The sequence below is a fragment of the Candidatus Methylomirabilota bacterium genome (genome assembly GCA_035709005.1).
In the GTDB taxonomy this organism is placed as follows: Bacteria; Methylomirabilota; Methylomirabilia; order Rokubacteriales; family CSP1-6; genus 40CM-4-69-5.
The window spans coordinates 19,678-44,318 of the sequence record DASTFB010000092.1; the positions used below are offsets into that span (position 1 = coordinate 19,678).

General features: G+C 70.7%; 23 protein-coding genes. 3 read left to right on the forward strand and 20 right to left on the reverse strand.

What is annotated here, in order from left to right; genetic code table 11:
* Positions 1–26 precede the first annotated feature (26 nt).
* Complete coding sequence (locus VFR64_17235; protein HET9491485.1) at positions 27–749, reverse strand: uracil-DNA glycosylase; 723 nt, start codon at positions 747–749, stop codon at positions 27–29.
* A 59-nt stretch (positions 750–808) separates the two neighbouring features.
* Between VFR64_17235 and VFR64_17240 the strand changes: the two genes are divergently transcribed.
* Positions 809–1,711 (forward strand): isoaspartyl peptidase/L-asparaginase, encoded by a 903-nt coding sequence (locus tag VFR64_17240; protein HET9491486.1) that lies wholly within the window; start codon positions 809–811, stop codon positions 1,709–1,711.
* A gap of 86 nt (positions 1,712–1,797) precedes the next feature.
* A complete protein-coding gene (locus VFR64_17245) occupies positions 1,798–3,018 on the forward strand; it encodes a threonine ammonia-lyase (protein HET9491487.1) in 1,221 nt (406 codons plus the stop codon).
* On the opposite strand, the gene VFR64_17250 is transcribed toward VFR64_17245, so the two are convergent.
* From VFR64_17250 to VFR64_17260, 3 genes are all read right to left on the reverse strand, one after another.
* Positions 2,988–3,647, reverse strand: coding sequence for a lysophospholipid acyltransferase family protein (locus VFR64_17250; GenBank protein ID HET9491488.1), 660 nt, complete (start codon positions 3,645–3,647; stop codon positions 2,988–2,990). The two genes, VFR64_17245 and VFR64_17250, sit on opposite strands and share 31 nt — an antisense overlap.
* Positions 3,648–3,715: 68 nt before the next feature.
* Positions 3,716–4,117 carry a TraR/DksA C4-type zinc finger protein gene (locus tag VFR64_17255; protein HET9491489.1) on the reverse strand — a complete coding sequence of 134 codons (402 nt, stop codon included), beginning with the start codon at positions 4,115–4,117 and terminating at the stop codon, positions 3,716–3,718.
* Between the two features lie 229 nt (positions 4,118–4,346).
* A complete protein-coding gene (locus tag VFR64_17260) occupies positions 4,347–5,783 on the reverse strand; it encodes a malic enzyme-like NAD(P)-binding protein (protein ID HET9491490.1) in 1,437 nt (478 codons plus the stop codon).
* Positions 5,784–5,953: 170 nt separating this feature from the next.
* Here VFR64_17260 and VFR64_17265 point away from each other — a divergent pair, with 170 nt between their 5' ends.
* Positions 5,954–7,813: a DUF169 domain-containing protein gene (locus tag VFR64_17265; GenBank protein ID HET9491491.1), complete on the forward strand. Its 1,860-nt coding sequence runs from the start codon at positions 5,954–5,956 to the stop codon at positions 7,811–7,813.
* Between the two features lie 111 nt (positions 7,814–7,924).
* Here VFR64_17265 and VFR64_17270 read toward each other — a convergent pair whose 3' ends face one another.
* From VFR64_17270 to VFR64_17345, 16 genes are all read right to left on the reverse strand, one after another.
* Positions 7,925–8,314 carry an RNA-binding protein gene (locus VFR64_17270; GenBank protein ID HET9491492.1) on the reverse strand — a complete coding sequence of 130 codons (390 nt, stop codon included), beginning with the start codon at positions 8,312–8,314 and terminating at the stop codon, positions 7,925–7,927.
* Between the two features lie 159 nt (positions 8,315–8,473).
* A complete protein-coding gene (locus tag VFR64_17275) occupies positions 8,474–8,863 on the reverse strand; it encodes a response regulator (GenBank protein HET9491493.1) in 390 nt (129 codons plus the stop codon).
* Positions 8,864–8,866: 3 nt separating this feature from the next.
* Positions 8,867–9,673: a response regulator gene (locus VFR64_17280; GenBank protein ID HET9491494.1), complete on the reverse strand. Its 807-nt coding sequence runs from the start codon at positions 9,671–9,673 to the stop codon at positions 8,867–8,869.
* A 39-nt stretch (positions 9,674–9,712) separates the two neighbouring features.
* The gene (locus VFR64_17285) at positions 9,713–11,065 is read right to left on the reverse strand and encodes a sigma-54 dependent transcriptional regulator (protein ID HET9491495.1); all 1,353 of its coding nucleotides are present in this window, start codon (positions 11,063–11,065) and stop codon (positions 9,713–9,715) included.
* Positions 11,062–13,578 carry a GAF domain-containing protein gene (locus VFR64_17290; protein ID HET9491496.1) on the reverse strand — a complete coding sequence of 839 codons (2,517 nt, stop codon included), beginning with the start codon at positions 13,576–13,578 and terminating at the stop codon, positions 11,062–11,064. Before VFR64_17290 ends, VFR64_17285 begins: the two co-directional genes overlap by 4 nt.
* The gene (locus VFR64_17295) at positions 13,575–15,173 is read right to left on the reverse strand and encodes a D-aminoacylase (protein HET9491497.1); all 1,599 of its coding nucleotides are present in this window, start codon (positions 15,171–15,173) and stop codon (positions 13,575–13,577) included. Before VFR64_17295 ends, VFR64_17290 begins: the two co-directional genes overlap by 4 nt.
* A 103-nt stretch (positions 15,174–15,276) precedes the next feature.
* A complete protein-coding gene (locus tag VFR64_17300) occupies positions 15,277–16,593 on the reverse strand; it encodes an amidase (protein ID HET9491498.1) in 1,317 nt (438 codons plus the stop codon).
* Complete coding sequence (locus VFR64_17305; protein ID HET9491499.1) at positions 16,580–18,430, reverse strand: bifunctional homocysteine S-methyltransferase/methylenetetrahydrofolate reductase; 1,851 nt, start codon at positions 18,428–18,430, stop codon at positions 16,580–16,582. The genes VFR64_17300 and VFR64_17305 overlap by 14 nt, the downstream gene beginning before the upstream one ends.
* Positions 18,414–18,938 (reverse strand): shikimate kinase, encoded by a 525-nt coding sequence (locus VFR64_17310; GenBank protein HET9491500.1) that lies wholly within the window; start codon positions 18,936–18,938, stop codon positions 18,414–18,416. The genes VFR64_17305 and VFR64_17310 overlap by 17 nt, the downstream gene beginning before the upstream one ends.
* Positions 18,939–18,971: 33 nt before the next feature.
* Complete coding sequence (locus VFR64_17315) at positions 18,972–19,985, reverse strand: AI-2E family transporter (GenBank protein HET9491501.1); 1,014 nt, start codon at positions 19,983–19,985, stop codon at positions 18,972–18,974.
* Positions 19,982–21,184, reverse strand: a complete 1,203-nt coding sequence (locus tag VFR64_17320; GenBank protein ID HET9491502.1) for a CoA transferase — start codon at positions 21,182–21,184, stop codon at positions 19,982–19,984. The genes VFR64_17315 and VFR64_17320 overlap by 4 nt, the downstream gene beginning before the upstream one ends.
* Positions 21,181–21,909 carry an enoyl-CoA hydratase/isomerase family protein gene (locus VFR64_17325; GenBank protein ID HET9491503.1) on the reverse strand — a complete coding sequence of 243 codons (729 nt, stop codon included), beginning with the start codon at positions 21,907–21,909 and terminating at the stop codon, positions 21,181–21,183. Before VFR64_17325 ends, VFR64_17320 begins: the two co-directional genes overlap by 4 nt.
* A gap of 75 nt (positions 21,910–21,984) precedes the next feature.
* The gene (locus tag VFR64_17330; protein ID HET9491504.1) at positions 21,985–22,710 is read right to left on the reverse strand and encodes a vitamin B12 dependent-methionine synthase activation domain-containing protein; all 726 of its coding nucleotides are present in this window, start codon (positions 22,708–22,710) and stop codon (positions 21,985–21,987) included.
* Between the two features lie 28 nt (positions 22,711–22,738).
* On the reverse strand, positions 22,739–23,665 hold the full coding sequence (locus VFR64_17335; GenBank protein HET9491505.1) for a homocysteine S-methyltransferase family protein: 927 nt from the start codon (positions 23,663–23,665) through the stop codon (positions 22,739–22,741).
* Positions 23,662–24,330 (reverse strand): corrinoid protein, encoded by a 669-nt coding sequence (locus VFR64_17340; GenBank protein HET9491506.1) that lies wholly within the window; start codon positions 24,328–24,330, stop codon positions 23,662–23,664. The genes VFR64_17335 and VFR64_17340 overlap by 4 nt, the downstream gene beginning before the upstream one ends.
* Positions 24,331–24,351: 21 nt before the next feature.
* Positions 24,352–24,486 carry a hypothetical protein gene (locus tag VFR64_17345; protein HET9491507.1) on the reverse strand — a complete coding sequence of 45 codons (135 nt, stop codon included), beginning with the start codon at positions 24,484–24,486 and terminating at the stop codon, positions 24,352–24,354.
* Positions 24,487–24,641 lie beyond the last annotated feature (155 nt).

A 24,641-nucleotide genomic window follows, 5' to 3' on the forward strand; every position in this document is an offset into this window, starting at 1 on the left:
TACCCACGGAACCGGCGGGGCCTGTCCTATTGCAGCCGTTCGCGCGCGGTGACGAACACCTGGCGCAGCATGGCCCGGGTCAGCTTGCCGGTGAAGGTGTTCTGTTGGCTCGGATGGTAACTGGCGATGAGGGTCACCCCGTCGGCGAACGTCGTCTCGGCGCCGTGACCGAAGGTGGGCAGTGGCGTGGGGAGCTCGAGCCCGAGGGCCCGGCGGGCGCCGAGGTAGGCACGCCAGCCGATGTGGCCCAGGCCGACCACGACGCGGACCCGCGATAGCAGGCGCAGCTCCTCGAGCAGGTATGGCCGGCAGTTGGCGATCTCGTCGATCTGCGGGCGGTTCGCCGGCGGCGCGCAGCGAATGGTCGCGGTGATGTAGGCGTCGCGCAGCCGCAGGCCGTCGGTCCGCCGCACCGAGTCGGGCTGGTTGGCGAAGCCGGCCTCGTAGAGCGCGCGGAAGAGCCAGTTCCCGCTCTCGTCCCCGGTGAACATGCGCCCCGTGCGGTTGCCGCCGTGGCCGGCCGGCGCCAGCCCGATGAGCAACAGCCGCGCGCGCGGATCCCCGAAGCCGGGCAGCGGCCGGGCCCAGTACGCCTGCCCCTGAAACCGCCGGGGCGGGGCCGTGGCCACCGCCTCGCGGTGGGCGACGAGGCGCGGACACCGACGGCACCGCACGATGCGCGCGTTGAGGCGCTCCAGCGAGACCTGACCGGGCACGGCGGGCGGATTGTGCCACGAGCGAGTCGTCATCGGCTCCCGTAGTAGAATCCGCCCACCGTGAGCAGTGACGCCGGCCGCGAAGGCCCGAAGTGAGAGGACACGACGGCCGCCGGGCCCGGGTGCCCGCCGTCGTGGTCCACGGCGGCGCCGGCGCCTCCCCGGCCGAGGGGCGCGACGAGCTGCGCGCCGGCGTGCAGGCGGCGGCGCTGGCCGGCTGGGGCCGTCTCGAGGCAGGTGGCAGCGCTGTGGACGCGGTCGAGGCTGCCGTCCGCGTGCTCGAGGATCATCCGCACTTCAACGCGGGGCGGGGCTCCGTGCTCACCACGGCCGGGACGGTGGAAACCGATGCCTCGATCATGGAAGGCGACCGCCTGCGCTGCGGGGCGGTCGGCGCCGTGTCCGGCATCGCGAATCCCGTCACCCTGGCCCGTCGGATCATGGAGGACGGACGACACGTGTTGCTGGTCGCCGAGGGCGCTCTCGGCTTCGCCCGCGTCCACACAGTGCCGGAGTGCGATCCCCGGACCCTGATCACCGACCGGGAGCACCGGCGCCATCGGGAAGCCCTGGCCCGGGCCGGCCCGGGCGGCGGCACGGTGGGAGCAGTGGCCCTGGACCGGCGCGGCACCCTCGCGGCGGCGACCTCCACCGGCGGAATGGCCGGCAAGCTGCCGGGTCGCGTCGGGGACAGTGCTCTGATCGGCTGCGGAACGTACGCCGATAGCACGATCGGTGGCGCCTCGTGCACGGGCCGGGGGGAAGCTATCATTCGCGTGGTGCTGGCTCGCCGGGCGCTCACGTATCTCAAGGACGCTGACGACGCCGACTACGCTGCCCGGGTGGCAGTGGACCTGCTCGTCGAGGAGGGAGGCGGCGACGGCGGACTCATCCTGCTGGACTGGCGCGGCCGGTTCGGCTGGGCCCACTCCACCCCCCTGATGCCCGTCGCCTGGATGTCCCCCGGCCTGGATGAACCCGGAGTCAATTGCTGAACCATCGTCAGGACTCTGATCGCGCGACAGATGCACCGCACAGCGCGGTTCCGGCGGGGCATGGGCGTGGCGAAGCCCGGGTGCCCATGCCCTGTCCAATGATCGCCGAGATCGAGGCGGCCCGAGAGCGCCTGCGTGGCGCCATCTACGAGACACCGTGCGCGTACTCGGCGACGCTGTCCGAGCTGACGAAAACCCGGTGCTTCGTGAAGCTCGAGAACCTCCAGATGACCGGCTCCTTCAAGGAGCGCGGCGCGGCCAACCTCCTGCTCCAGCTCGACGAGTCCCAGCGGCCGCGGGGCGTGGTGGCGGCCAGCGCCGGCAATCACGGTCTGGCGGTGGCCTTCCACGCGGCGCGCCTGAACATCCCGGCGGTGATCGTGATGCCGGAGTGGGCGCCGCTCATCAAGGTGACGTCGGCCCGTCGCTACGGGGCCGAGGTGATCCTGCACGGCGCCGACTACGACGAGGCCTACCGCCGGGCGCGCGAGCTCGAGGACAGTCGTGGGCTCCTGCTGGTACATCCGTTCGACGACCCCCGGGTCATCGCCGGTCAGGGCACCATCGGCCTGGAACTGCTGGAGCAGCGCCCGGACCTCGACGCCGTGCTGGTGGCGGTCGGCGGCGGCGGCCTCGCGGCGGGTGTCGCCCTGGCCATCAAGAGCCGCCGCCCCGAGGTGCGGGTGATCGGCGTGGAGGCCGACGTGCTGCCGGCCATGCGCCGTTCGCTGGACGCAGGGGAGCGCGTCACCCTGGCGCCGGCCTCGACGATCGCCGACGGCATCGCCGTGCGCCGCGTGGGCGAGCGGACCTTCGCGCTCACCCGCAAGCTGCTCGACGACGTCGTCACGGTGGGCGAAGAGGAGCTGGCTAACGCGATCCTGCTCCTGCTCGAGATCGAGAAGACCGTGGTCGAAGGCGCCGGCGCCGCCCCGCTGGCCGCCCTCGTCAATCGCGCCTTGAACCTCGAGGGCGCGCGCGTGGTCCTCGTGCTGTCGGGAGGCAACATCGACGTCACGATGCTGGCGCGCATCATCGAGCGGGGGCTGGTCAAGGACGGACGGCTGGTGCGGGTGGGCGTGCTGCTCAAAGATCGCCCGGGCGAGCTGGCCCGGCTGGCCGCGCTCATCGCGGACGAGCGGGCGAACATCGTGCACATCGAGCACAACCGGGCGTTCTCCCGGGCCGCCATCGGCAGCACCGAGGTCGATCTGACCCTGGAGACCTCCGGCCGGCCCCACGTCGAGCGCTTGCGCGAACGCCTGGCCGCCGACGGCTACCGCGTCGTGGAGCGCCCCCGCGACTGAGCGTCGGCGCCGGCTCCGCCGGGATGCTCCAGCGCGCTGATGATCGCCTGCTGCGTCCGGGCCGCGAGCTGGCGCGCCGCCTCCCGGGGCCCCAGCGAAGGGTCCGACCACTGCAGCGGGTGATACGTGATCGCGATGCGCGCGCGTCGCGGCAACAGCCGCTGCGGCGGCCACGCCTGGTGACCGCCGACGATCGTCACCGGCAGGACAGGCGCCCGCACGGCCACGGCCAGGCGAAAGGCCCCCGCGCGGAAGCGACCGATCCGGCCATCGAGGCTGCGGCCCCCCTCGGGAAAGATCATCACTGCCGCGCCAGCCTGGAGCAGCCGAACGGCCTCGCGGGTCGCCCGGGAATCGGTCGAGTCGATGTCGACGGGAAAGGCGCGAAGCAGGCGGATGACCTGGCCGAACACGGGCACCTGGAAGAGTCGGCTCCACGCCATGTAGTGAACGGGTCGGCGGACGGGTAGGCTGACGAGGGGAGGGTCGGCGTACGTCTGGTGGTTGGGCGTGATCAGCACCGGGCCCGTCGTCGGGATGTTCTCGACACCGTGCAGGTCCAGGCCGAAGTAGCCGCGGGCCAACGCGTGGGCCAGGGGACGGAACAGGTCGAGGACGGGCGTCGACACGCCCCTACAGTACACAAAAGCGCGCGGGACCGGGTCACCCCGGTCCCGCGGTCTCACACCAAGAGGGTCTAGTCGTCGTCGTCTTCGACGGAATCGAGCTGGACTTCGACCGCCTCGAGACGCCGCCCCAACCGCTCCAGCCGGTCCTGGCATCGCACGCAGGTCTGGACCTCGGGCAGCGCCCGCAGCCGCGCGACCGCGATGGGCTCGCCACATTCCACGCACGTGCCATAGCCCCCGTCGCGAAGCCGCTCGAGCGCCGCCTGCAGCCGCTGGACGCGCGCGACCAGCAACTCGCGTGTCGCGAACCCGATCTCGCGCCGGACCGTCTCCTGGATCTCGTCGAACTCGTCGCCATCGACGGCGATCGGTCCTGGAAGTTCCTCTAGGGCGACGGCCCCGTCCATCTGGCGAAGCCGCCCCACGGCGGTCATCAGATCCTGCTCCAGCCGCTCCTTGACTCCGTTCATTGGCCCCCCTCCCGTCTGCGTGACGGCACCCGGGGCGGTGCAACTTGGGTGCCGAGCCTTCAGACGTAGGACGGGGCCGACTAATTCATTGAAAAGTCGGGACGACGACGACGACGAACGGCGAAGCACATCGGGGGCCGCGTGGGCAGAATGCGCCCAGGTGTGCCAGTCTGCCTTCAGCCGGGTGACCAAAATCAGGCGACGAGCACGAGTCCCGGCCCGGCCAGCGCTAGCGCGCCCGGCCGGACACGGGGCGAGGCCGGCGGCGGGCCACCCCGGTGCGGATGGCGGCTTGCGCCACCGCCGCGGCGACCGCCTCCGGCACCCGTCGGTCGAAGACGGACGGGGTGATGTACTCCTCGCCCAGCTCGTCCTTGCCCACGATGCCGGCCAACGCCTCGGCCGCGGCGATCTTCATGGCATCGTTCACCCGCCGGGCCCGCACGTCGAGCATGCCCCGGAAGAATCCGGGGAAGCAGTTCACGTTGTTGATCTGGTTGGGATAGTCCGAGCGACCGGTGGCCATGACTCGCACGTGGGACCCGGCCTCCTCCGGTCGGATCTCCGGGATGGGGTTGGCCATCGCGAACACGATGGCGTCCCGGTTCATCGTCTTCACGTCCTTGGCCGAGATGACGCCGGGCCCGGACAGCCCGATGAACACATCGGCGCCGGTCAGCGCGTCGCTCAGCGACCCGTGAATTCGCCGGGGATTCGTGTGCCGGGCGAACCACTCCTTCATCGGGTTCATGTTCTCGGTCCGCCCCCGGTACAGCGCGCCCGCGCGATCGCAGGCCACGATGTGCCGGGCCCCCACCTTCATGAGGAGCTTGGCGGTAGCGATCGCCGAGGCTCCGGCCCCGGAGAACACGATCCGGGCGTCGGCCAACCGCTTCTTGACGATCTTCAGGGCATTGAGCAGGGCGCCCAGCACCACCACCGCCGTGCCGTGCTGATCGTCGTGGAAGACCGGGATGTCCAGGTCCCGCTGTAGGCGCTCCTCGATCTCGAAGCAGCGGGGCGCCGAGATGTCTTCGAGGTTGATGCCGCCGAAGACCGGCGCAATCGCCTTCACGATGAGGACGATCTCGTTCACGTCCTGCGTGGCCAGACAGAGAGGAAACGCGTCGACGCCGGCCAATTCCTTGAAGAGCAGAGCCTTCCCCTCCATCACGGGCTGGGCCCCGCTGGGGCCGATGTCGCCCAGGCCGAGGACCGCCGAGCCATCGGTCACGACGGCCACGGTGTTCTGCTTGATCGTCAGCGCGTAGGCCTTCTCGGCGTCCTGGTGGATGGCCAGGCAGACGCGGGCCACGCCGGGGGTATAGGCCATGGACAGGTCGTCGCGGGTCTTGACCGAGACCTTGCCCCGGACCTCGATCTTGCCGCCCAGATGCATGAGGAACGTACGGTCGGAGGCGTTGACCACGCGGACGCCCGGCACGGCCCGGACACGATCGACGATCTGCTGGGCGTGGCGTTCGTCGCTGGCCTTGAAGCTCAGGTCGCGGGTGATGGTCGTCTTGTCGACCTCCACCAGGTCGATGGCGCCGATATCGCCGCCCGCCCGGCCGATGGCGGAGGTGAGCTTGCCCAGCATGCCGGGGCGGTTCGTGATCTGAAGCCGAACGGTCATGCTGTAGCTCGCACTGGGCGGGTTGGTCATGATGCGCTCCTGTCCGAGCCTCTCGGGCTCCCGAGTGAGCGGTATTCTACCTCTGTTGGAGCGCGCCGCCGCCCGCCAATCCCGGCGGGGCGCGCGGGCCCGGCGGGCGTTTGCGGCGCGTCGCCGGGGCGTAGTACGCTCAGCCGGACCGGCAACATCGAGGAGGACGCATGATCGACGTCAAGACCGCCGACCGGGAGCTGATGACCTACATCCGGCCGCAGACCTTTCCGGTGGCGATCCGGATGCTGAGGCCCGGCGAGGAGATTCCCGAGAAGGCCAAGCGCCCGGCCAGGGACTTCAAGAAGCTCAGCATGAACTGCCAGGTCATCGACATGGCGCGCCGATATGGCTGGACCATCGCCCTGACCCGCGAGGATCACATCTGCTCGCTGGGGATCGCCGCCCTCGGCTTCGAGAAGCCGACGCACCTGCACAACTCCGGCACGCTGTGCGAGGGCATGTACACGGAGACCAAGGAGGCCGGTCAGCGCTCGGAAGTCGCCGTCGATCGCTTCGAGCCGGGTGAGTTCTCCGCGCTGCTGGTCGCTCCCCTGGAGCGGGCGTCGTTCGAGCCCGACCTGGTGTGTGTCTACGGCAACCCGGCCCAGATCATGCGCCTGGTCCAGGCCGCCCTGTGGAAACAGGGGGGCAAGCTCACCTCGTCGTTCGCGGGGCGCGTGGCCTGCGCCGACATCATCGTGACGACCATGCAGACCGACCGCCCTCAGGTGATCATGCCCTGCTCGGGTGATCGGATCTTCGGCCAGACGCAGGACCACGAGATGGCCTTCACGATTCCCTGGCCCCAGATGGAGGACATCCTGGCCGGTCTGCGCGGCACGCACGCCGGCGGCATCCGCTACCCCATCACGCAGTTTCTGGAGTACGAGCCGAAACTGCCGCCCCGCTACCTGGAAGCCAACCGGGTGTGGGACGCCGAGCAGGGCCGCGCCCCCTACACGCCCCGCGACCGGGTCGTGGCCGCTTACAAGCGGACCTTCGCCGACCGCGTGCCGACGTACCCGATCGTGGCATCGTTCGCGGGGACGCTCGACGGGCTCTCCATCGAGGAATACTGCACGAGCCCCAGCAAGGCCATCAAAGCCATGCTGAACTACTTCGAGCGGTATCAGCCGGACGTGGTGCTGGCCTACAACGATCTGGCCAAGGAAGCGGAGGCCTTCGGCTGCCGGGTCAAGTACTCCGACTACGTGGTCCCGTCCATCGACGTCCACGTACTGGCCGAGGACAAGGCCCGGCTGGCCACGCTGGCCATGCCCGATCCGTACCGCACGGCTCGGCTGCCCGGATTCCTCGAGCAGTGCGAGGCGCTGGTGAACGCCCGCCCGCCGACGGCCATCGGAGCCGTGGCCGTGGGCCCCTGGACGATCGCCATGCTCCTGCGCAACCCGGAGACCATGCTGCTCGACACGTTCGAGGACCCGCAGTTCATTCACGACCTCATGCGGGTCGCCACGGACTTCTGCAAGCTGTGGGGCGACGCGATCGTGAAGACCGGGATCGGGCTGAGCTTCTCCGAGCCCACGGCGTCCATCAGCCTGATCTCGCCCGACAATTACCGCGACTTCATCGCTCCCTATCACAAGGAGCTCGTCGCCCATTTCAAGGCCAAGAAAGTGGGTGTGACCACCCACATCTGTGGCACGACGTACCCGATCTATGAGGACCTCATCCAGTGCGGCTTCACCACGATCTCCTTCGATCTGGACCAGCAGGCCGATCCCAGCCTCTACGTGGACCAGCTCGACCGCTTCATGCAGGTCGCCCGGGGGCGGGCGGTGGCGATCGGCAACGTCGACGCCACGAAGTTCGAACGGGCGACGCGGGAGGAGATCGAGGCCGAAGTCAAGCGCTGCATCGACAGCGCGGCGCGGCACTCCGGCTTCATCCTGTCGACGTCGTGCGAGATCCCTCCGCGCTCGAACCCGGACATCGTGCGCTGGTTCATGGACACCGCCCGGGAGTACGGACGCTACGACCGGATCTTTAGCTCGGAGAGCGGCTAGGCGGCGATCTTTCTTCTATTAGTTTGAAGGGGGGCGCGAGACGCGCCCCCCTTCAAACTTCCCCCGTTCACGTGAGGTGCGACGCAGTTCCGGAGCGAGCCGCGCTCGGCGTCACCACTTGATGGGCTTGGAGGGCCGGTGCGCGTAACCGCTCTCGCGGCCGCCACCACCGCCGGGCCGCCGACCACCGCCTCCGCCGCCGGGACGTCCGCCCCCGCCCGGCCGACCGCCACCGCCGCCACCGGTGCGGGGCGCTTGCGGGTTGGAGATTTCCACGACGATGCGGCGGCCGTCGAGCTCGCGGCCGTTCAGCTGGGCGATGGCGTTCTGCGCATCCTCGGTGGTGCCCATCTCGACGAACCCGAAGCCCCGGGATTGCCCGGAGAAGCGATCGGTGATGACGGTCGCGGAGACCACGTTGCCGGACTGTGCGAAGAACTCCCGTAGGGCTTCGCTGGTGGTGGAGTAGGAAAGACCGCCGATGTAGAGTTTCGCCGCCATCTGTGTCACCTCCTCGACTCTTCCCAGACCGACTCGCACGCCCCGTGGACGGAAGAGCGACGTCGGAGGCGAGGTCCGGCCATACCGGCAGACGTTCCTCAGTCTACACAGGTCCGACCCGGGCGCAAGCGTCGCGATGACCTGAGCCGACGAGGGTGCTCACGCCGCCGGCGGGCAGTACATCGCGAGCAGATGATCGAGGTACCGCAGGTCCAAAGGCTTCGGCACGTACATGACTGCACCGTCCTTGAGCGTCTCGCCGGCCTGGGCGGCGTTGGCCTTTCCCGTCAGCATGACGACCGGGATCGTGGGATCGAGGTTGTGGATCTTGCGGAGCACGACGAGCCCGTTCGGCCCGGGCATGTCGACGTCGAGGATGATCAGGTCGGGCCGGTGACGAACGAGGAGGTCCAGCCCCTCCGATCCGTCGCGCGCCGTCTCCACGACGCACTCCGCCGGCGGCCGCCGGGTCTCGATGTATTCCTTGAGGACGCTGAGCAGCGCGGGCTCGTCGTCGATGATGATGACGCGGTGACGGGGGGAGGCCATCGCCTAGCGTCCCGCCCGGGTCGTGGCCAGCGCCGTCTCCACGGTCTGGGTCAGGTATTCGAGGTCGATGGGCTTCATCACGTAGTCGAAGGCGCCCGCGGCCAGCGACTGCTTGGCGACGTCGCTGTTCGGGCTTCCGCTCACCATGATCACCTTCGCACGGGGGGCCAGCGTCAGGATGGCCGGCAGCGCGTCGGAGCCCTTCAGGCCCGGCAGCTCGATGTCGAGCAACACCAGGTCCGGCGCCTCGTGACCGATCATGCGGAGCGCGGCGACGGCGTCGTTGGCCACCTGCGCGCGATGGCCGTGCGCGACCATGAGCTCCTCCAGGGCGGCGCGCAGCTCCGGATCGTCGTCGACGATCAGCACTAGCCGGCGCGGCCCCGGCGTGACGACCGCTGCGAGCGCCTCCGCCTCGCCCACATCGGCCGCGGCGGATGGAGAAGAGGGCGGCGGCCCGATGGCCGCGTCCAGGGCGGCCAAGTCGAGCGGCTTGGTCAACACCACGCTGGCGCCCAGCCGCAAGGCACGATCGTGCAGGGCCCGGTCGGCATCCCCGGTGACCACGATGACCTTGGCCGTGCGGTCCACGGCCCGGATCCGCTGGACGGCATCGAGCCCATTGAGGCGCGGCATGTGGAGGTCCAGGACGATGACCTGCGGGCGTTCCCGCTTGACGTGCACCAGCGCCTCGAGCCCGTTGGCGGCCTGGCGGACCTCGAATCCCGACATGGCGAGGTAGTCGGCGAGCATCGACCGGATATCGGTGTCGTCGTCGACGACCAGGCCCAGCTGACGTCCGGGATCCATCGCCTACGACCGACGGTAGCATGAGCCCCGGGGAATCGCCTACTTCCACTCCTCGGCGGCGATCTGGTACGCGAGGATTTTTCGATAAAGGGTCTTGGGGTCGACCTGGAGCAGCGCCGCCGCCTTCCCGCGGTGGCCGCCGACCGCACGGAGCGTGCTGACGATGTGCTGGCGCTCCATCGCCTCCAGGCTGCCGGCCACCGGCGCCGCCGGGGCCGGGGCGCCGCGGGTGATTTCGGCCGGGAGGTCGTCAAGCTGGATCTCCTCGCCCTTGGCCAGGATCGCGGCCCGCTCGATCGCGTGCTCCAGCTCCCGCACGTTGCCGGGCCAGGCGTACGCCTCCAGGCAGGCCAGCGCGGCGGCCCCGAGCCGCTTGGGGCCATAGCCGGCGTTGGCGTCCACGAAGTGGCGCGCGAGCAGGGCCACGTCCTCGGGACGTTCGCGCAACGGGGGCAGCTGCACGGTGATCGTGTTGATCCGGTAATACAGGTCCTGCCGGAACTGACCGGCCTTCATGGCCTCGGCGAGGTCACGGTTGGTCGCGGCCACCAGACGGAGGTCGACCCGGCGGGGCCGGGTCCCGCCCACGCGGAAGAAACTGCGGCTCTCCAGAACGCGCAGCAGCTTGACCTGGCTTTCCGGCTCCATCTCGCCGATCTCGTCGAGGAACAGCGTGCCCCCGTCGGCCAGCTCGATGAGCCCGGGCTTGGCGCCGAGCGCCCCGGTGAAGGCGCCTTTCTCGTGGCCGAACAGCTCGGATTCGAGGACTTCCCGAGGCAAGGCGCCGCAGTGGATGGGCACGAACGGCCGGCCGGCCCGCGGCGAACGCTCGTGGATGGCCCGGGCCACCAGCTCCTTGCCGGTTCCGCTCTCGCCGAGCACGAGGACGGACGAATCAGTAGGGGCCACGCGCTCGACGATACGCAGCACCTCATGCATGCGCGGGCTCCGCGTCAGGATGCCGCCCGGGAGCTCCGCGCCGGGGCCGTGGGCGCGAAGCGCGACGTTCTCGCGCAGGAGCTGGGCCTTCTCTGCCGCCTTGCCGATGAGCACGTCGAGCTCCTCGAGCTTGGCGGGCTTGGTGAGGTAGTCGTAGGCGCCCAGCTTCATGGCCTCCACCGCAGTGGAGACTTCCTGGAATCCGGTCATGACGATAACTTGAGGACACTCCGGTGCGCCGGCCAGCTCGCGCAGCACGTCGATACCCTCCTTGCGGGGCATCTTCATGTCGAGCACCACGACGTCGTAGCCGCCCTCGGCGATCCGCTCCAGCGCCGCCACGCCGTCGGCGACGCCGTCGACCTCGTGCCCCCGGCGCGTCAGTTCCCGGACCAGCAGCTCGCGCAGATTGCGCTCGTCATCGGCCACCAGGACGCGGATCGGGCGCGTCATACCGGTAGCACCACGCGGAAGACGGAGCCTTTGCCGACCCGGGACGTGACTTCGATGCGGCCGCCGTGGTCGGTGACGATGCCCTGGGCGATGGCCAGCCCCAGGCCCGTGCCCTGCCCCGGTGGCTTGGTCGTGAAGAAGGCGTCGAAGATACGGCCGAGCAGCTCGTCGCTGATCCCCGGCCCCTCGTCTTCGAATTCCACCTCGACTTCGTCGCGCAGCCGCCGGGAGCGGACGTGCAGCGTTCCCTCGCCGCCCATGGCCTCCAGAGCGTTGGCGGCGATGCCCAGAAACACCTGGCGGAGCTGTCCCTCGTTGATGGTGACCAGCGGCAGCTCGGGATCGAGCGCGGAGGCGAACTGGCGGTCCTTGAATCGGGACTGGTGCGACAGCAGGTCGATCGTCTTCAAGACGAGCGCATTGAGGTCGGCGGGGGCGCGCCGGCTGCCCGGCTCCCGCACGAACTGCAGCAGGCTCGCCGTGATCTCCTTGCACCGATAGGCCTCCTCCTCGATGAGGCCCAGGTACTGGCGGAACTCCTCGATCGCCGGCGCGTGAGCGAGCGTGCCCTCCCGGCTGCGGGCCAGGAGCGACTCGGCGCACCCGGCGATCGTGGCCAGTGGGTTGTTCAGCTCGTGGGCGACCCCGGCCGCCAGCCGCCCCGCAGTGGTCAGGCGCTCGGTGAGCAGCATCTGGCGCTCCAGTCGCTTGGCCAACGTGATGTCCTCCACGAGCAGGACGAGGTGGTCGGTGGACGGCTCGATGGGCGCCGCGGTCAGGCGCAGGAGCTTCGTCCCGTCCCCGATCATCATCTCCACCTCGGTCGAGGCCACCCGGCGCGCGGCCAGGACGCCGCGCGCCAGCTCCTCTACGGCCGTGGCGCGCTCCGTGGACATCAGCTCGGTCAGGCGCGCACCCGCCGGCTCGCCGCATCCCAGCACCCGGGCGGCATGCCGGTTGGCGCGGACCACACGCAGCTCCGTGTCGAGCACGAACACTCCCAGCGGCAACGTTTCCAGCACGACCTCCACGAAGCGCTTCTGGCCGTCGAGCTCGCGGGTGCGCTCGGCGACCATACCTTCGAGCTGGGTGTACAGACGCGCGTGCTCCAGGGCGATGGCCGCCTGGTCGGCGAGGGCCAGCAGCAGCTCCTCTTCCGACGCCGAGAAATGATGGACGTCGCGCCGGAAGACGCTGAGGGTGCCCGTGATCCGGTCGCCCACCCGGAGCGGCACCGCCAGCATCGAGCGAAATCGAGTGAGCCGGGGAATGTCCGGATACTGGACGCGGCCGTCGGTGAACAGGTCAGCGCTCTTCACGGGGCGTCCTTCGCTGACCGCCCGACCGGTGATGCCTTCGCCGGCGCGCATCTGGATCTGCGTCAGCATCTCGTGCGGCAGATCCAGGCTGGCCAGGATGGTGAGCAGGCCGGTGGCTGGTTCCAGCGTCGCCACGCTGCACGATTCCACGCCCAGCACACGGCGCGCCTCGTCCAGGATGACCCGGATCGTTTGCTGGATGTCCAGACTGGCCGAGACCGCTCGCCCGGCCTGCAGGAGCGCACGCGTCTGGTCGGCATGCCGCCGGCTGTCCTCGTGCAACCGCCGCTGGTCGATGGCGGAGGCCAGGGGCAGGGCCAGGCCGCCCACGACCTCGCCGTCGGCGTCGTCGAAGGCGGCCGGGCGACGCGAGGTCAGCATGACCCCACCCGCCACCGTGCCGCGCGACATCAGGGGCACCAGGAGCGCCGAGCGGTAACCGCGGGCGGCCAAGGCTTGCCGGCTCAGCGGCGGCACAGTGGCGGCAGCGAGGTCATCCACCCGCACCGGCGTACCGCTGGCGGCCATCTGCGCGAGCAGCGTCCCCTCCAGCGGCATGCGGGTGTCCCGCCGGGCCCCCTGGCCGAGCGTGCGCGCCGGTAGATCGACGATGGTGAACTCTCGCCCCTCGGCCTCGATCAACGAGACGCCGATGGAATCGAACGACACCAGGCCGGCCACGCCCTCGGCGAAGGCGCGGTAGACGGCGTCGAGCGGCTCCCCCGAGCGGCCCAGGCGCGTGAGCTCGGTGGCGACGCGCATGCGCCGCATCTCACGGTGGTGGCGCCAGGCCTGCTCCACGGCCAGGCCCAGCTCGCGGGGCAGATCGCGGGGCAGCGTGGTCCGGGTCAGGCGGCCCAGCAGCGCCAGCTCGGCCCGGGCGCGACGGGGAGGGCCCAGGGGCACGCGCAGCAACACCGTCCGCTCCGGCACGCCGGCCGGCGCCACGCGGGCCAGTCGTAGCCCGCGGGCAGGCGGCCCGGCCAGGCGCCGGGCGAGCCAGTCTTCGACGGCTCGGGGCGCGCGGCCGCTCAACGCGGTGACCACCTGCGCCTCCGCCCGGTCGGGGCGATAGGCCAGCGCTCCGGCGGTGGCGCCGGTCAGGGTGAGCAAACGGCGCAGCGCCCGCTGCAGCCCTTCCTCCCAGGAGGCGCCGGTCTCGAGCTCCCTGACGACCGGGCCGCTGGCGATCACGGCAAACGCAACACGCGACCGGGCAGGCTGCCGGTGTGCTCACCGTCTCGGACGACCAGGCGGCCGTTCACCATGACGTGCTCGATGCCCGCCGGATAGCGGTGGGGATCGCCATAGGTGGCCCGATCGGCGACGAGCTTGGGATCGAACACCACGAGATCCGCGCGAGCGCCCACCCGGATGATACCGCGATCCTTGAGGCCGAGACGCCGGGCGGGCAATCCCGTCATCTTGTGGACCGCCTGGGCCAGCGACAGCACGCGCTGCTCACGGGCGTACTCGCCGAGCACCCGGGGAAAGGTCCCGTAGCTGCGCGGGTGGGGTTTGCCTTCCCCGAGCGGCCCGTTCGGGGCCAGGCTCGAGCCGTCGGAGCCGACCATCACGCGGGGGTGCTGCAGGGCCCGCCGCACGTCCTGCTCGTCGAGCTGGAAGAGGATCACGTACCCTCGACCGTCTTCGTCGGCGATGAGCTCGAGGGCCGCGTCCAGCGGATCCAGGCCTCGGGCGATGCCCACCTCGCTGAGCCGCCGGCCCTCGGCGTCCTTCCGCCGGGTGCAGGAAGCGACCATGATGTTCTCCCAGCCGATCCGATCGACCAGGCTCTGCCCGTTGGCGGGCGAGACGACGTCGCGCCGCACGCGCTGGCGCGTCTCGGGGTCGCGCAGCCGCGCCAGCATCGCGTCGATGCCGCCCTCCAGCGCCCAGTCGGGCAGCAACGTGCGCAGCGTCGTGCTGGACGCCGTGTACGGGTAGCAGTCAGCCGTCACGTCGAGACCGTCGGCGACCGCCGCATCGATGCGATCGAGAGCCGCACCGACCTGACCCCAGTTGGGCCGGCCGGCCGCCTTGATGTGGCTCACCTGCACCGGCAGATCCGCCTCACGCCCGATCCTGATCGCCTCGTCCACCGCCGTCACCAACGTGGACCCTTCCCCGCGGATGTGGCTGGCGTAGAACCCCCGCCGTCGCGCTCCCCGAGCGACGGCCACGATCTCGTCGGTGGTCGCATACGAGCCCGGCGCGTAGATGAGCCCCGTGGACAGTCCCCACGCGCCGTCCTCGACGGCCGCCTCCAGCATCCGCTGCATGAGCCCGAGCTCTCCCGCGCTCGGCGGCCGCCGGGCGAACCCCATGGCGGCCACCCGCAGCGTGCCGTGGCCGACGAGCTGAATCACATTGAGGCCGGTGCCCTCGCCGTCGAACGCGTCGAGATATTCGCCGACGGAGCGCCAGCGGAAGTCCATGCCGCGTGGCAGGTACAGGGCGAAGCCGCGGAGATCCTCGAGGTGTTCCGCCGACACCGGCGCCGGAGAAAATCCACAGTTGCCCACCACCTCGGTGGTAACGCCCTGGCGGATCTTGGATTCGGCCCGGCGGTTGTCCCACAACCGCCAGTCCGAGTGCGAGTGCATGTCGATGAAGCCCGGGGCCACCACGCGTCCGGCTGCGTGGATGGTGCGCCCGGCGGACTCGCGGGACAGATCGCCCAGCGCCACGATGGTCTCGTCCCGGATGCCCAGGTCGGTGCGCCCGCCGGCGGTGCCGGTCCCGTCGATCACCGTAGCGCCCTCGACTTTGATATCGAGCTGGGTCATGTAGTTCCGATCTTGTTAGCTTGGAGGGGGGCACGAGACGCGCCCCCCTCCAGACCTCCCCCGTTCACGCGCGCCGACACCATGCTCGCCGTCTCACCTGTCGTCACAGGGGGGGGCGCGCGGTGAAGTTCAGCACGCGTTCGCACCAGGCGGCCACCCCGAGCAGTCGGGTCGTGGCCCCGGTGGCCTGGACCAGCTGAACCGCGTAGGGCAGCCCGGACGGCGCCAATCCGCTGGGCAACGTGATGGCCGGCACCCCCGCGTTGCTCCAGGGCGCGCAGAACGACCCGTCGCCGGTGGAGCCCAGACCGGCCGGGGCCGGCCCCGGCGCCGTGGGCATGATCAGCGCATCGTGAGCGGCGAGCAGCGGCATGATGTCGTCGCGAAAGGCGAGCCGCTGCCGGTTGGCGCGCGCGTACTCGGTGGCGGCGCGCTTGAGGCCCGCCTGGATCAGGCCCCGGATCTCCGGACCGTACTCGCCGGCGTGCTGAGCGAACGACTTCTCGTGGTAGGCCGCCGCCTCCGCCTCCAGCACGATGGCCCCCGCCTCCCGGCCCGCCGCGTACGAGGACGGCAGAGCGACCGTGACGATCTCGGCGCCGGCAGCGGCGAACCGGTCGGCCACCGCCTTCACGTGCGCGGCCATGTCGGGCGCGGAGGCCTCCAGGGCTTCGGGCGCCAACGCCAGACGGGGCCGGCTGACGGCGGCCGGCTCGACGTCCCGGCCGGCCAGGATGCCGAAGCCCAGCGCCACGTCCTCCACGGCGCGCGCGAATACGCCGACGTGGTCCAGCGACCAGGCGAGCGGTACCACGCCGTCCACGGGCACGATGCCGTAGGTGCTCTTGAAGCCCACCACGCCGCAGTAGGCGGCCGGGCGCAGGACGGAGCCGACGGTTTGAGAGCCCAGGGCCAGCGGCACCATGCCGCTGCTCACGGCCGCCCCCGAGCCCGCCGAGGAGCCGCCCGGGGTGTGGGCGCGGTTCCACGGGTTGCGAGTCGGCGCCGGATCGCGGTAGGCGAACTCCGTGGTGGCCGTCTTGCCCAGCACGATGGCTCCGGCCGCGCGCAGCCTGGCCACGCAGGTTGCATCCGTGGTCGCGCGCCGGTGCGCCCAGGCTCGCGCGCCCGCCGTGGTGGGCATTCCCGCCACGTCGATGATGTCCTTGATCCCCACGGGGACACCGTGCAGCGCGCCGGCGAACCGTCTGGCCTGCGCTTCGGCCTCGCACTCGCGCGCAAGAGCCAGGGCGCCAGCCTCGTCGACGTGGACCCACGCGCGCAGCTCCCCGTCCAGCGCCTTGATCCGGGCCAGGCAGGCTTCCACGAGCGCGACGGGAGACAGTCGGCCGGCGCGAATCGCCTGGGCCGCCTGGCGCGCCCCCAGCTCGGTCTGCGCGGGGGAATCAGTGGAGGGCATCGAGCACTTCGGCGACGACCTCGAACCGGCCGAACGAAGGCATCAGATAGACGCCGGCGTAACGGCGGCGAATGGCCTGGATCAGCTCCTGGGCCATCTCGATCCCCAGACGCAGCGCGCCTTCGCCGGCCGAGCGCAGGCGGGCGCGCACCGCATCCGGAATCGTGATGCCCGGCACCTCGTTGTGCAGGAACTCGGCGTGGCGGAAGCTGTGCAGGGGCAGCACACCGACCACGACCGGCACCGGCGAGCCACCCGCCCGCTCGAAGAAGCGGTCGAGCGCCTGCAGATCGTAGACTGGTTGGGTCTGGACCCAGCGCGCCCCCGCCGCCACCTTGCGCTGGAAGCGCTCGATCTCGCGGCCCGGATCGGGGGCCAGCGGGTCCAGGGCGGCGCCGTAGCAGAAGCTCGTCGGCTCGCCGATCCCGTTGCCAGTGGCGTCCAGGCCCTCGTTCATCCGGCGCAGGACTTCCATGAGACCAACGGCGTCGACGTCGAACACCGCGGTCGCGTTGACGTAGTCGCCGGCCCGCGGGGGATCGCCGGTCATGGCCAGGATGTTGCGGATGCCCAGCGCGTGGCCGCCCAGCAGATCGGCCTGGATGCCCATGAGATTCCGGTCCCGACAGGTGAAGTGCATGTTGATGTCGAGGCCGGTAGCCTCGCGCACCAGGATGGCGGTGGGCAGGACCGACATGCGGACGCGGCCCAGCGAGCCGTCGTTGATGTCGACGACCTCCACGCCGCGCTCCTTGAGGAGCTTGGCGCCCTGGATCAGCTTCTCCACACTGTGCCCACGCGGCGGGTCGAGCTCCACCGTCACGATGAAGTCGCCCGCCTCGAGCTTGCGGCCCAGGAGCGTGGGCGCGGCCGCGCCGCGGAGGCCCGGGCTCTCCAACGCCTCGCCCGAGCGCACGCTCACCACCGGTCGCTGAGCCGGCCGGCGCACGGGAGCCCGCCGGTCGACGACGTCGCGCATCGCCGCGATGTGGAGCGGCGTGGTGCCGCAGCAGCCACCGACGATCCGGGCCCCCGCCTCGAGCATGCGCCCCGCCCACTCCGCCATGTAGGCCGGCGAGGACAGGTACATCAGGCGCTCGCCGACGCGACGGGGCAGTCCGGCGTTCGGCTGGATCGCCAGCGGGACGCCGCCGGCCTCGGGCAGCATGTGCTCCAGCACTTCGTAGAGGACGCTGGAGCCCACCGAGCAGTTGGCCCCCAGCACCGTCACGTCCAGGGCGCGCAGGGCCCGCGCCACCTCGCCGCCCGTGCGGCCGGTGAAGGTCAGTCCTTCGTCGGTGAACGCCATCTGGGCCACGATCGGCAGGTCGGTCACCGACCGGATGGCCTCGATGGCCAGCGTGATCTCTGCGAGGTCGGAGAACGTCTCCACCACGAAAGCGTCGACCCCGCCCTCCAGCAGCGCCTCGGCTTGCTCGCGGAACGCCGCTGCCGCCTCGTCAGCCGTGACCGTGCCCAGGGGCGCCAGGTACTTCCCCAGCGGTCCCAGCGAGCCCAGTACGAACACGTCGCGCCCGCTGCTCTCGCGGACGTCGCGGGCCAGCTTCACCCCCTTGAGATTGATGGCCCGCACGTCGCCGGCGGCGCCGTGGACGGCCAGCTTGAAGCGGTTGGCGCCGAACGTGTTGGTCTCGATGCAGTCGGCACCGGCGGCGATGTAGTCACTGTGCACCGCCTCGACGAGCTTGGGCTGGTTGATGTTGAGGAGATCGAAGCAGGCATCCATGGACACCCCGCGCGCGTAGAGCAAGGTGCCCATCGCGCCGTCGCAGAGCAGCGGCGCTTCGGCGAGCCGGCGGCTAAAGGCGTGCGGCATCGGCCTCGCGCAGCGCGGCCAGCACGCGGCCCACGACCTGGTCGGGCCCCAGGCCCGTGGTGTCCACGGTGAGGTGGGCCTGAGCGTAGTACGGCTCGCGGGCGCGGTAGAGCGCCGCCACCTCCGCGGCGGCGCGGCCGGCCAGCATCGGCCGATCGCCGCTGCGCCGGGCCCGCGCGCACAGGTCGTCCAGCCGGCCCCGCAGCCAGACCACGGTGCCCAGCGCGCGGAGCGCCTCCATCCGGCCCGCCCGGCAGGGAAACCCGCCGCCGGTGGCGACGACGTCCCCGGATTTCAGCGCGAGCGATGTCAGGATCTCGGCCTCGAGGCTGCGGAACCGCTCTTCGCCGTCGGTCCTGAAGATCTCGGGGATCGAGCGTCCCTGTCGAGCGACGATCATGTCATCGGTCTCGACGAAACAGCGCCCGAGCCGCCGGGCCAGCAGGCGGCCGCAGACGGATTTCCCCGCGCCCATGAACCCCACCAGGATGATGCTGCCACGCTGCATGTCCCGCATCCTATCAGATCGCGGGGAACCGACTCAGCAGGCGTCGGGCTGTAGGTAGAGGCCCCGGACGATCTCCCACACCGCGGCCAGAAAGGGCACGGCCACCAGGGCGCCGATGAGCCCGGCCAGGTGAGCGCCGGCCAGCAACGCCACCAGGACGACCAGCGGATGCAGACCGGTCGCCCGCCCCACGAATTGGGGAGCGAGCAGCTTGCCTTCGAGGAGATTCGTCCCCCAGAACAGCACGGCCGTCCCGATGGCCAGCCCGATCGACTCGCTCAGCGCGGAAAGAATGCCCAGGATGGCGGCCAGGAGCGAGCCCACGAAGGGGACCACGTTGAGCACCGCAGCCAGGGCCCCGATCAGCAGCGCATAGCGCACTCCCAGCAGCCCCATCCCGACGGCCAGCACGACCCCCACGCAGAGGCTCGATAAGATCTGGCCGCGCACGTATCCGCCGATGCGCCACAGGACGGGCTGGGCCAGGCTGGCCACCCGTCCTCGGTACGTGGGGGGCACGATACGCAGCAGATCCCGTCCGATGCTGTCGGCGTCGATCACGAGGTAGGCGGCGATGACGATGACCGCCAGCAGGCCCACCACGAAGCCGACGACCCCCGCGGTCACCTGCAGCGTGTTGGCCAGCAGGGTGCCGACCAGGCCCTGCAGGTCCTCGGGCTTGGGAACCGGCAGGGAGGCGCCCCATCGCCACAGGAACACGTCGAAGCTGCCCATCCAGCGCTGGACGTTCTCGATGAGCTTGGGCAGTTGCTCCATGAACTGCGTCCACTGCTCGGTCAGCGCCGGCCACAGCAGGCGTCCCATGACGGACAGGACAGTCGCGGCCACCAGATAGACCACGAGGATGGTGACCCCCCGCCGCACGCGGTAGCGCTCGCCCAGACGGGCCGCGGGAAGGATGGCCGCGGCGACGATCAGCGCCGTGAAGGCCAGCAGCCAGATCTGCCAGGTCCGCACCACCAGCCAGACGGCGGCGATGACGCCGAGGACCTGGAAGACGAGGGGCCAGGGCAGCCTGGATGTCACCCCGGCGGAGTCGTCTCCGAGTGCACGACGCCGGCCCGGGCCAGGCGCTCGATGTCCGCCGCCGGGATCCCCAGCTCGCGCAAGACCTCGGTGGTGTGCTCGCCCAGCCGCGGCGCCGGGCGGCGGATCCGCACGGGTCCCGCCGACAGGCGGTAGGGAAAGGCTAGCATCCGGACCGGCCCCAGGTCCGGCTGGTCGACCTGGGCCACCAGCTCCAGGTGGCGCACCTGGGCGTCGTCGAACACTTCGTCGAACTCATAGATCGGCCCGCAGGCGATGCTGGCCTTCTCGAACCGTGCCACCCAGGCCGCCGTGTCCTCAGCGGCCAGGGTGGCCTCCACGCGGGCCCGGAACTCCTCACGGTTGGCCACGCGGGCGTCGTTCGTGGCGAAGCGGGGATCGGTGGCCATGGCCCGGTCGCCCAGCGCCTCGCAGAACCGTTCCCACTGGTCGGGGTTCATGATCACGACGTTGAGGTGACCGTCCCGTGTGCGGAATGCCTCGGCCGGCGCCAGACTGGGATTCCGATTGCCGGCGCGCGCGGGCCGTACGCCGCCCGAGGCGAAGAAGTGCGCCACCGGATCGGGCAGCAGGGCCAGCGTCGAGGCCAGCAGATTCACGTCGAGGTACTGTCCTTGTCCGGTTCGGAACCGATGGACGAGCGCGGCGCAGACGCCGCCGAAGGTGAGGAAGGCGGCGGCCAAGTCGGCCACCGAGCCGCCGACCTTGGTCGGCGGCTGGTCAGGCATCCCGGTGAGGGCCATGAGCCCGCTCATGCCCTGGGCGATGGTGTTGTAGCCGGAGCGTTGCGCATACGGGCCCGTCTGGCCGAATCCCGTCACCGAGGCATACACGACGGCCGGGTTGTCCGCGCTCACCGCTGCGTAGCCCACGCCCAGCCGGTCGGCCACGCCAGGCAGGAAGTTTTCGATGACGACGTCGGCCTGTTGGGCCAGCAGCCTGGCCAGCCGCGCGCCCTCCGGATGCTGCAGGTCCACGGCCACACAGCGCTTGTTCCGGTTGATGGCCGCGTAGACCGGGCTCATTCCCTGGCCGCCGCGCCAGTGACGAAGGTCGTCCCCACGTCCGGGGCGTTCCAGCTTGACGACGTCGGCCCCGAGATCGGCGAGCAGCGTGGCGCAGTAGGGCCCGGCGATGACCCGGGAGAGGTCGAGAACGCGCAGTCCGGCGAGGATCACTCGCGGTCGAGAAAGCCTTCGGTCATCGCATTGACCTCCGGGAGTCCGGTGCGGGCGATGGCATTGATCCGGGCCTTGACCTCGGCCAGCGGCCGGGCCGGCTTGGCGGCGAGCCGCTCGGCGAGCGCCCGCGTCGCCTTGCCCAGCTCGTCCCCGGCAACCACCTGGTGCAGGAGGCCGAGGGCGCGAATTTCGTCCGCCGTGTAGCGCCGGCACTCCATGATGATCTCCTTCGCCCGGGCGGGGCCCACCAGCCGCACGAACCGCGTCGTGGAGCCCACGCCCAGCGGGACCCCGAGGTCCACCTCGGGAATCCAGAAATCCGCCCCGGCCGCGGCGATCCGGAAATCGCAGGCCAGGGTCAGCCCCCAGCCGCCACCCACGGCGTGACCGTTGATGGCGGCGATCGTGGATTGCTCGAGCCCTTCCAGCAGGGTGGTCACGCGCTCGAACAGCCGGCGGAACTGGCTCTGCCGGCGGCCGAACGCCTGCCGGCGCTCCTCGTCCGACATGCCCCGCCGCAGCGGCGCGTCGGCACCGGCCGAGAAGACCGGTGGGGCGCCAGTGAGGACGACCACGCGCGAGGTGGCATCGTCGCGTAAGTCGGCGAGGGCCCTTGCCAGCTCGGAAAGCAAGGCGTCGCTGAGCGCGTTGCGGCGGTCGGGGCGGTTCAGCGTGACGCAGGCGATCGGCCCCTCGCGAATCAGCGTGATGTTCTCACTCATCGTGGCTGGCGGACGGTAGCACGGCGACACGTCGCCCTGCAATGCGCGGGTCCAACGCCCGGCGAGAGCGGGCCGTCAGGCGCGACGGACGGGCCGGCGGATCGGAGCGCGCCGGTACTGACAGTCGGCCATCCAGCAGCGGGCGCACTGGCTGAAGTAGTGATCGACGCGGGCTTCGGGCCCAGCCCCGATCAGCAGCGAGATGGACTTTTCCGGCGTCATGAAGCAGGCCTCGTTGAGGTGCACGCCGACCGGCGCTCCCGGGCACAGCCGAAACAGCCGGGTCTGATCCCCCACATCCCAGGCGCCGTACCCAGGGCTGATCCGGTTGGTGACCTTCCAGCCGCGGGTCAGTCCTTCCTGGCAGAGCAGATCGTTGACGTACTCGGCCAGGCTCTCCACCGCCCCCGAGCCGACGCTGTCCAGCATGGCGGCCAGAGGCATCTCCCGCGCCTCCCAGAGCTGGCCCATGCGGCGCTCGAGGGCGTCGCCGATCGTCACGATGCCGGCGGCCAGATGGCGGACGGCACCCCAGCCGCGGGACACGCCAGGAATCGTGAGCGTGACGTCGTCCGCCTCCAGGGTGTCGCCTTGCTGCCGGCGCACGGCGGTCCAGCGGATGGCGGCCCGGGGCACGATCAGCCGCCGGCCGAGCGCGAGGGCTTCCTCGAAGAGGGCCAGCACGTCGGGGTCGGGCACGTCGATGCCGCGCTTGTAGCCCTGGAAGCGCAGCACCTCCTCGGGATCTATCTCGAGGGGGAGGTCGGTGAGGACGCTGACCTGTTCTTCCCTGAGCGCCATTTCACCGCTCGCCTCGGGCGCCGGCCGCCTATCGGCGGCTCGTCGCCCTGCGGCTGCGCACTACATCTGCAATCAGCCGGAGGTGGGCGGGGGTGGAGCCGCAGCAGGCGCCGACGATGTTGCAGCCGGCGTCGAGGAGGGCCGGGTACTCGCGGGCCATCGCCTCGGGTCCCAGCTCGTAGGTCACGCTGTCGCCGGTGGTGACGGGCAGCCCGGCATTGGGATAGGCCACCAGCGGGGCGTCGGTTGCGGCCCGCATCTCGCCGATGATGGCGATGGCCCGGTCGGGGCCGCGGCCGCAGTTCATCCCGACCACGTCGGCGCCGGCAGCGAGCAGGTTGCGCGCGACCTCGGTGGGACTCTCGCCCCACATCGTGCGGTCGCGCTCGTGCAGCTCCTCGTACTGGAAGAACATGGTGGCCATCACGGGCAGGTCGGCCACGGCCTTGCAGGCGTGGATCGCGGCGACCGCCTCCTGCGGGAACATCATGGTCTCCACCGCGAAGAGGTCCACGCCGCCTTCGGCCAGGGCCGTCGCCTGCTCCCTGAAGGTCTCGAAATACTCTTCGTCGGTCGTGTCGCCGAGCGGCTCGTACTCGGCGGGCAACCGGCTGGTGGGGCCGATGGAGCCGGCCACGTAAGCGCCGGGGGGAGCCACCGAGCGGACCAGCTCGGCGCCCTTGACGTTGAGCTCGCCGGTCCGGTCGCCCAGCGCATACTCGTTGAGCTTCAGCCGGGAGCCGCCGAAGGTATTGGTCTCGACGATCTCGCTGCCGGCCTCGAAGTAGCCTCGGTGGATCCCCCGCACCACCTCGGGGTGCGTGGCGTTCCACAGCTCCGGGCAGGCGCCGTTGAGCAGACCGGCGGCGAAGAGCATCGTGCCGTAGCCGCCGTCGAACAGGAGGACCTCGCCCCCGCGGATCCGCTCCACGATCTCCCAGCCGCGCGCCTTCATCCGCGGACCTCCGCGGCCACGCCGAGGAGGGCTTTGGCCTTGACCACGGCCATGGTGGAGTCTTTGGCGTAGCCGTCGGCGCCGATCTCGTCGGCGAATGCCTGGCTGACCGGCGCCCCGCCGACCATGACCTTGACGCGTTCGCGCAGGCCGGCCTTGATGAGGGCGTCGATCGTGCGCTTCATGCCTGGCATGGTCGTGGTCATCAGCGCGGAGATCCCGACGATGTTGGCGCCGTGTTCCTGCACCGCGGCCACGAACTTCTCGGGCGCCACGTCGCGGCCCAGGTTCACCACCTTGAAGCCGGCTCCCTCGAGCATCATGGCGACGAGGTTCTTGCCGATGTCGTGCAGGTCGCCCTGGGCGGTGCCGATCACCACCACGCCGAGATGGTCGCCGGGGCGGGCGCTGGCCGTGATGAGCGGCTTGAGGAGATCCAGGCCGGCGTACATCGCGCGAGCCGAGAGCAGGACCTGGGGCACGTAATACTCGTTGCGCCGGAACTTCTCTCCGACGACGTCCATCCCCGGAATGAGCCCCTTGAAGATGAGGTCCTTGGGGTCCATCGCGAGCTCCAGCCCTTCCCGGGTCTTGCGGGCCACCGTGTCCTTGTCGCCCAGTATCAGCGCGCGCGCCATGGCCGGATAATCGAACGCGTCGCTCATGTCGTTGTTCTTAACACACCGTCAGGAGCCCGGCAACGCCGCGTCGATCGGCGGCGCGGTGAACTCGATGCCGGCCGTGGCGGCGTCACGCCACACCACGACCCCTTCGGCGACGAGCGGCTTGGGCAGCGCGCCGCCCGCGCAGCGGATCTCCACGCGGGACGCCGGGACCACTCACGAGGGCGCGAGCCGCGAGGATGCGGGAGGACACCTAGAACCTATGCTACCCTATTCACGGTGAAAATCCGCGTGCTCGGCGCCTACGGGGCCGAAGGCTTGGCCCAGCGCCCGTCGGCGTTCCTCGTGGACGA

Bases quoted from the DNA above. Each gene is read 5' to 3' on its own strand.
- VFR64_17235 (HET9491485.1), bottom strand. From the start codon at position 749: ATGACGACTCGCTCGTGGCACAATCCGCCCGCCGTGCCCGGTCAGGTC.
- VFR64_17245 (HET9491487.1), top strand. From the start codon at position 1,798: ATGCCCTGTCCAATGATCGCCGAGATCGAGGCGGCCCGAGAGCGCCTG.
- VFR64_17255 (HET9491489.1), bottom strand. From the start codon at position 4,117: ATGAACGGAGTCAAGGAGCGGCTGGAGCAGGATCTGATGACCGCCGTG.
- VFR64_17260 (HET9491490.1), bottom strand. From the start codon at position 5,783: ATGACCAACCCGCCCAGTGCGAGCTACAGCATGACCGTTCGGCTTCAG.
- VFR64_17265 (HET9491491.1), top strand. From the start codon at position 5,954: ATGATCGACGTCAAGACCGCCGACCGGGAGCTGATGACCTACATCCGG.
- VFR64_17270 (HET9491492.1), bottom strand. From the start codon at position 8,314: ATGGCGGCGAAACTCTACATCGGCGGTCTTTCCTACTCCACCACCAGC.
- VFR64_17275 (HET9491493.1), bottom strand. From the start codon at position 8,863: ATGGCCTCCCCCCGTCACCGCGTCATCATCATCGACGACGAGCCCGCG.
- VFR64_17280 (HET9491494.1), bottom strand. From the start codon at position 9,673: ATGGATCCCGGACGTCAGCTGGGCCTGGTCGTCGACGACGACACCGAT.
- VFR64_17285 (HET9491495.1), bottom strand. From the start codon at position 11,065: ATGACGCGCCCGATCCGCGTCCTGGTGGCCGATGACGAGCGCAATCTG.
- VFR64_17295 (HET9491497.1), bottom strand. From the start codon at position 15,173: ATGACCCAGCTCGATATCAAAGTCGAGGGCGCTACGGTGATCGACGGG.
- VFR64_17300 (HET9491498.1), bottom strand. From the start codon at position 16,593: ATGCCCTCCACTGATTCCCCCGCGCAGACCGAGCTGGGGGCGCGCCAG.
- VFR64_17305 (HET9491499.1), bottom strand. From the start codon at position 18,430: ATGCCGCACGCCTTTAGCCGCCGGCTCGCCGAAGCGCCGCTGCTCTGC.
- VFR64_17310 (HET9491500.1), bottom strand. From the start codon at position 18,938: ATGCAGCGTGGCAGCATCATCCTGGTGGGGTTCATGGGCGCGGGGAAA.
- VFR64_17325 (HET9491503.1), bottom strand. From the start codon at position 21,909: ATGAGTGAGAACATCACGCTGATTCGCGAGGGGCCGATCGCCTGCGTC.
- VFR64_17330 (HET9491504.1), bottom strand. From the start codon at position 22,710: ATGGCGCTCAGGGAAGAACAGGTCAGCGTCCTCACCGACCTCCCCCTC.
- VFR64_17335 (HET9491505.1), bottom strand. From the start codon at position 23,665: ATGAAGGCGCGCGGCTGGGAGATCGTGGAGCGGATCCGCGGGGGCGAG.
- VFR64_17340 (HET9491506.1), bottom strand. From the start codon at position 24,330: ATGAGCGACGCGTTCGATTATCCGGCCATGGCGCGCGCGCTGATACTG.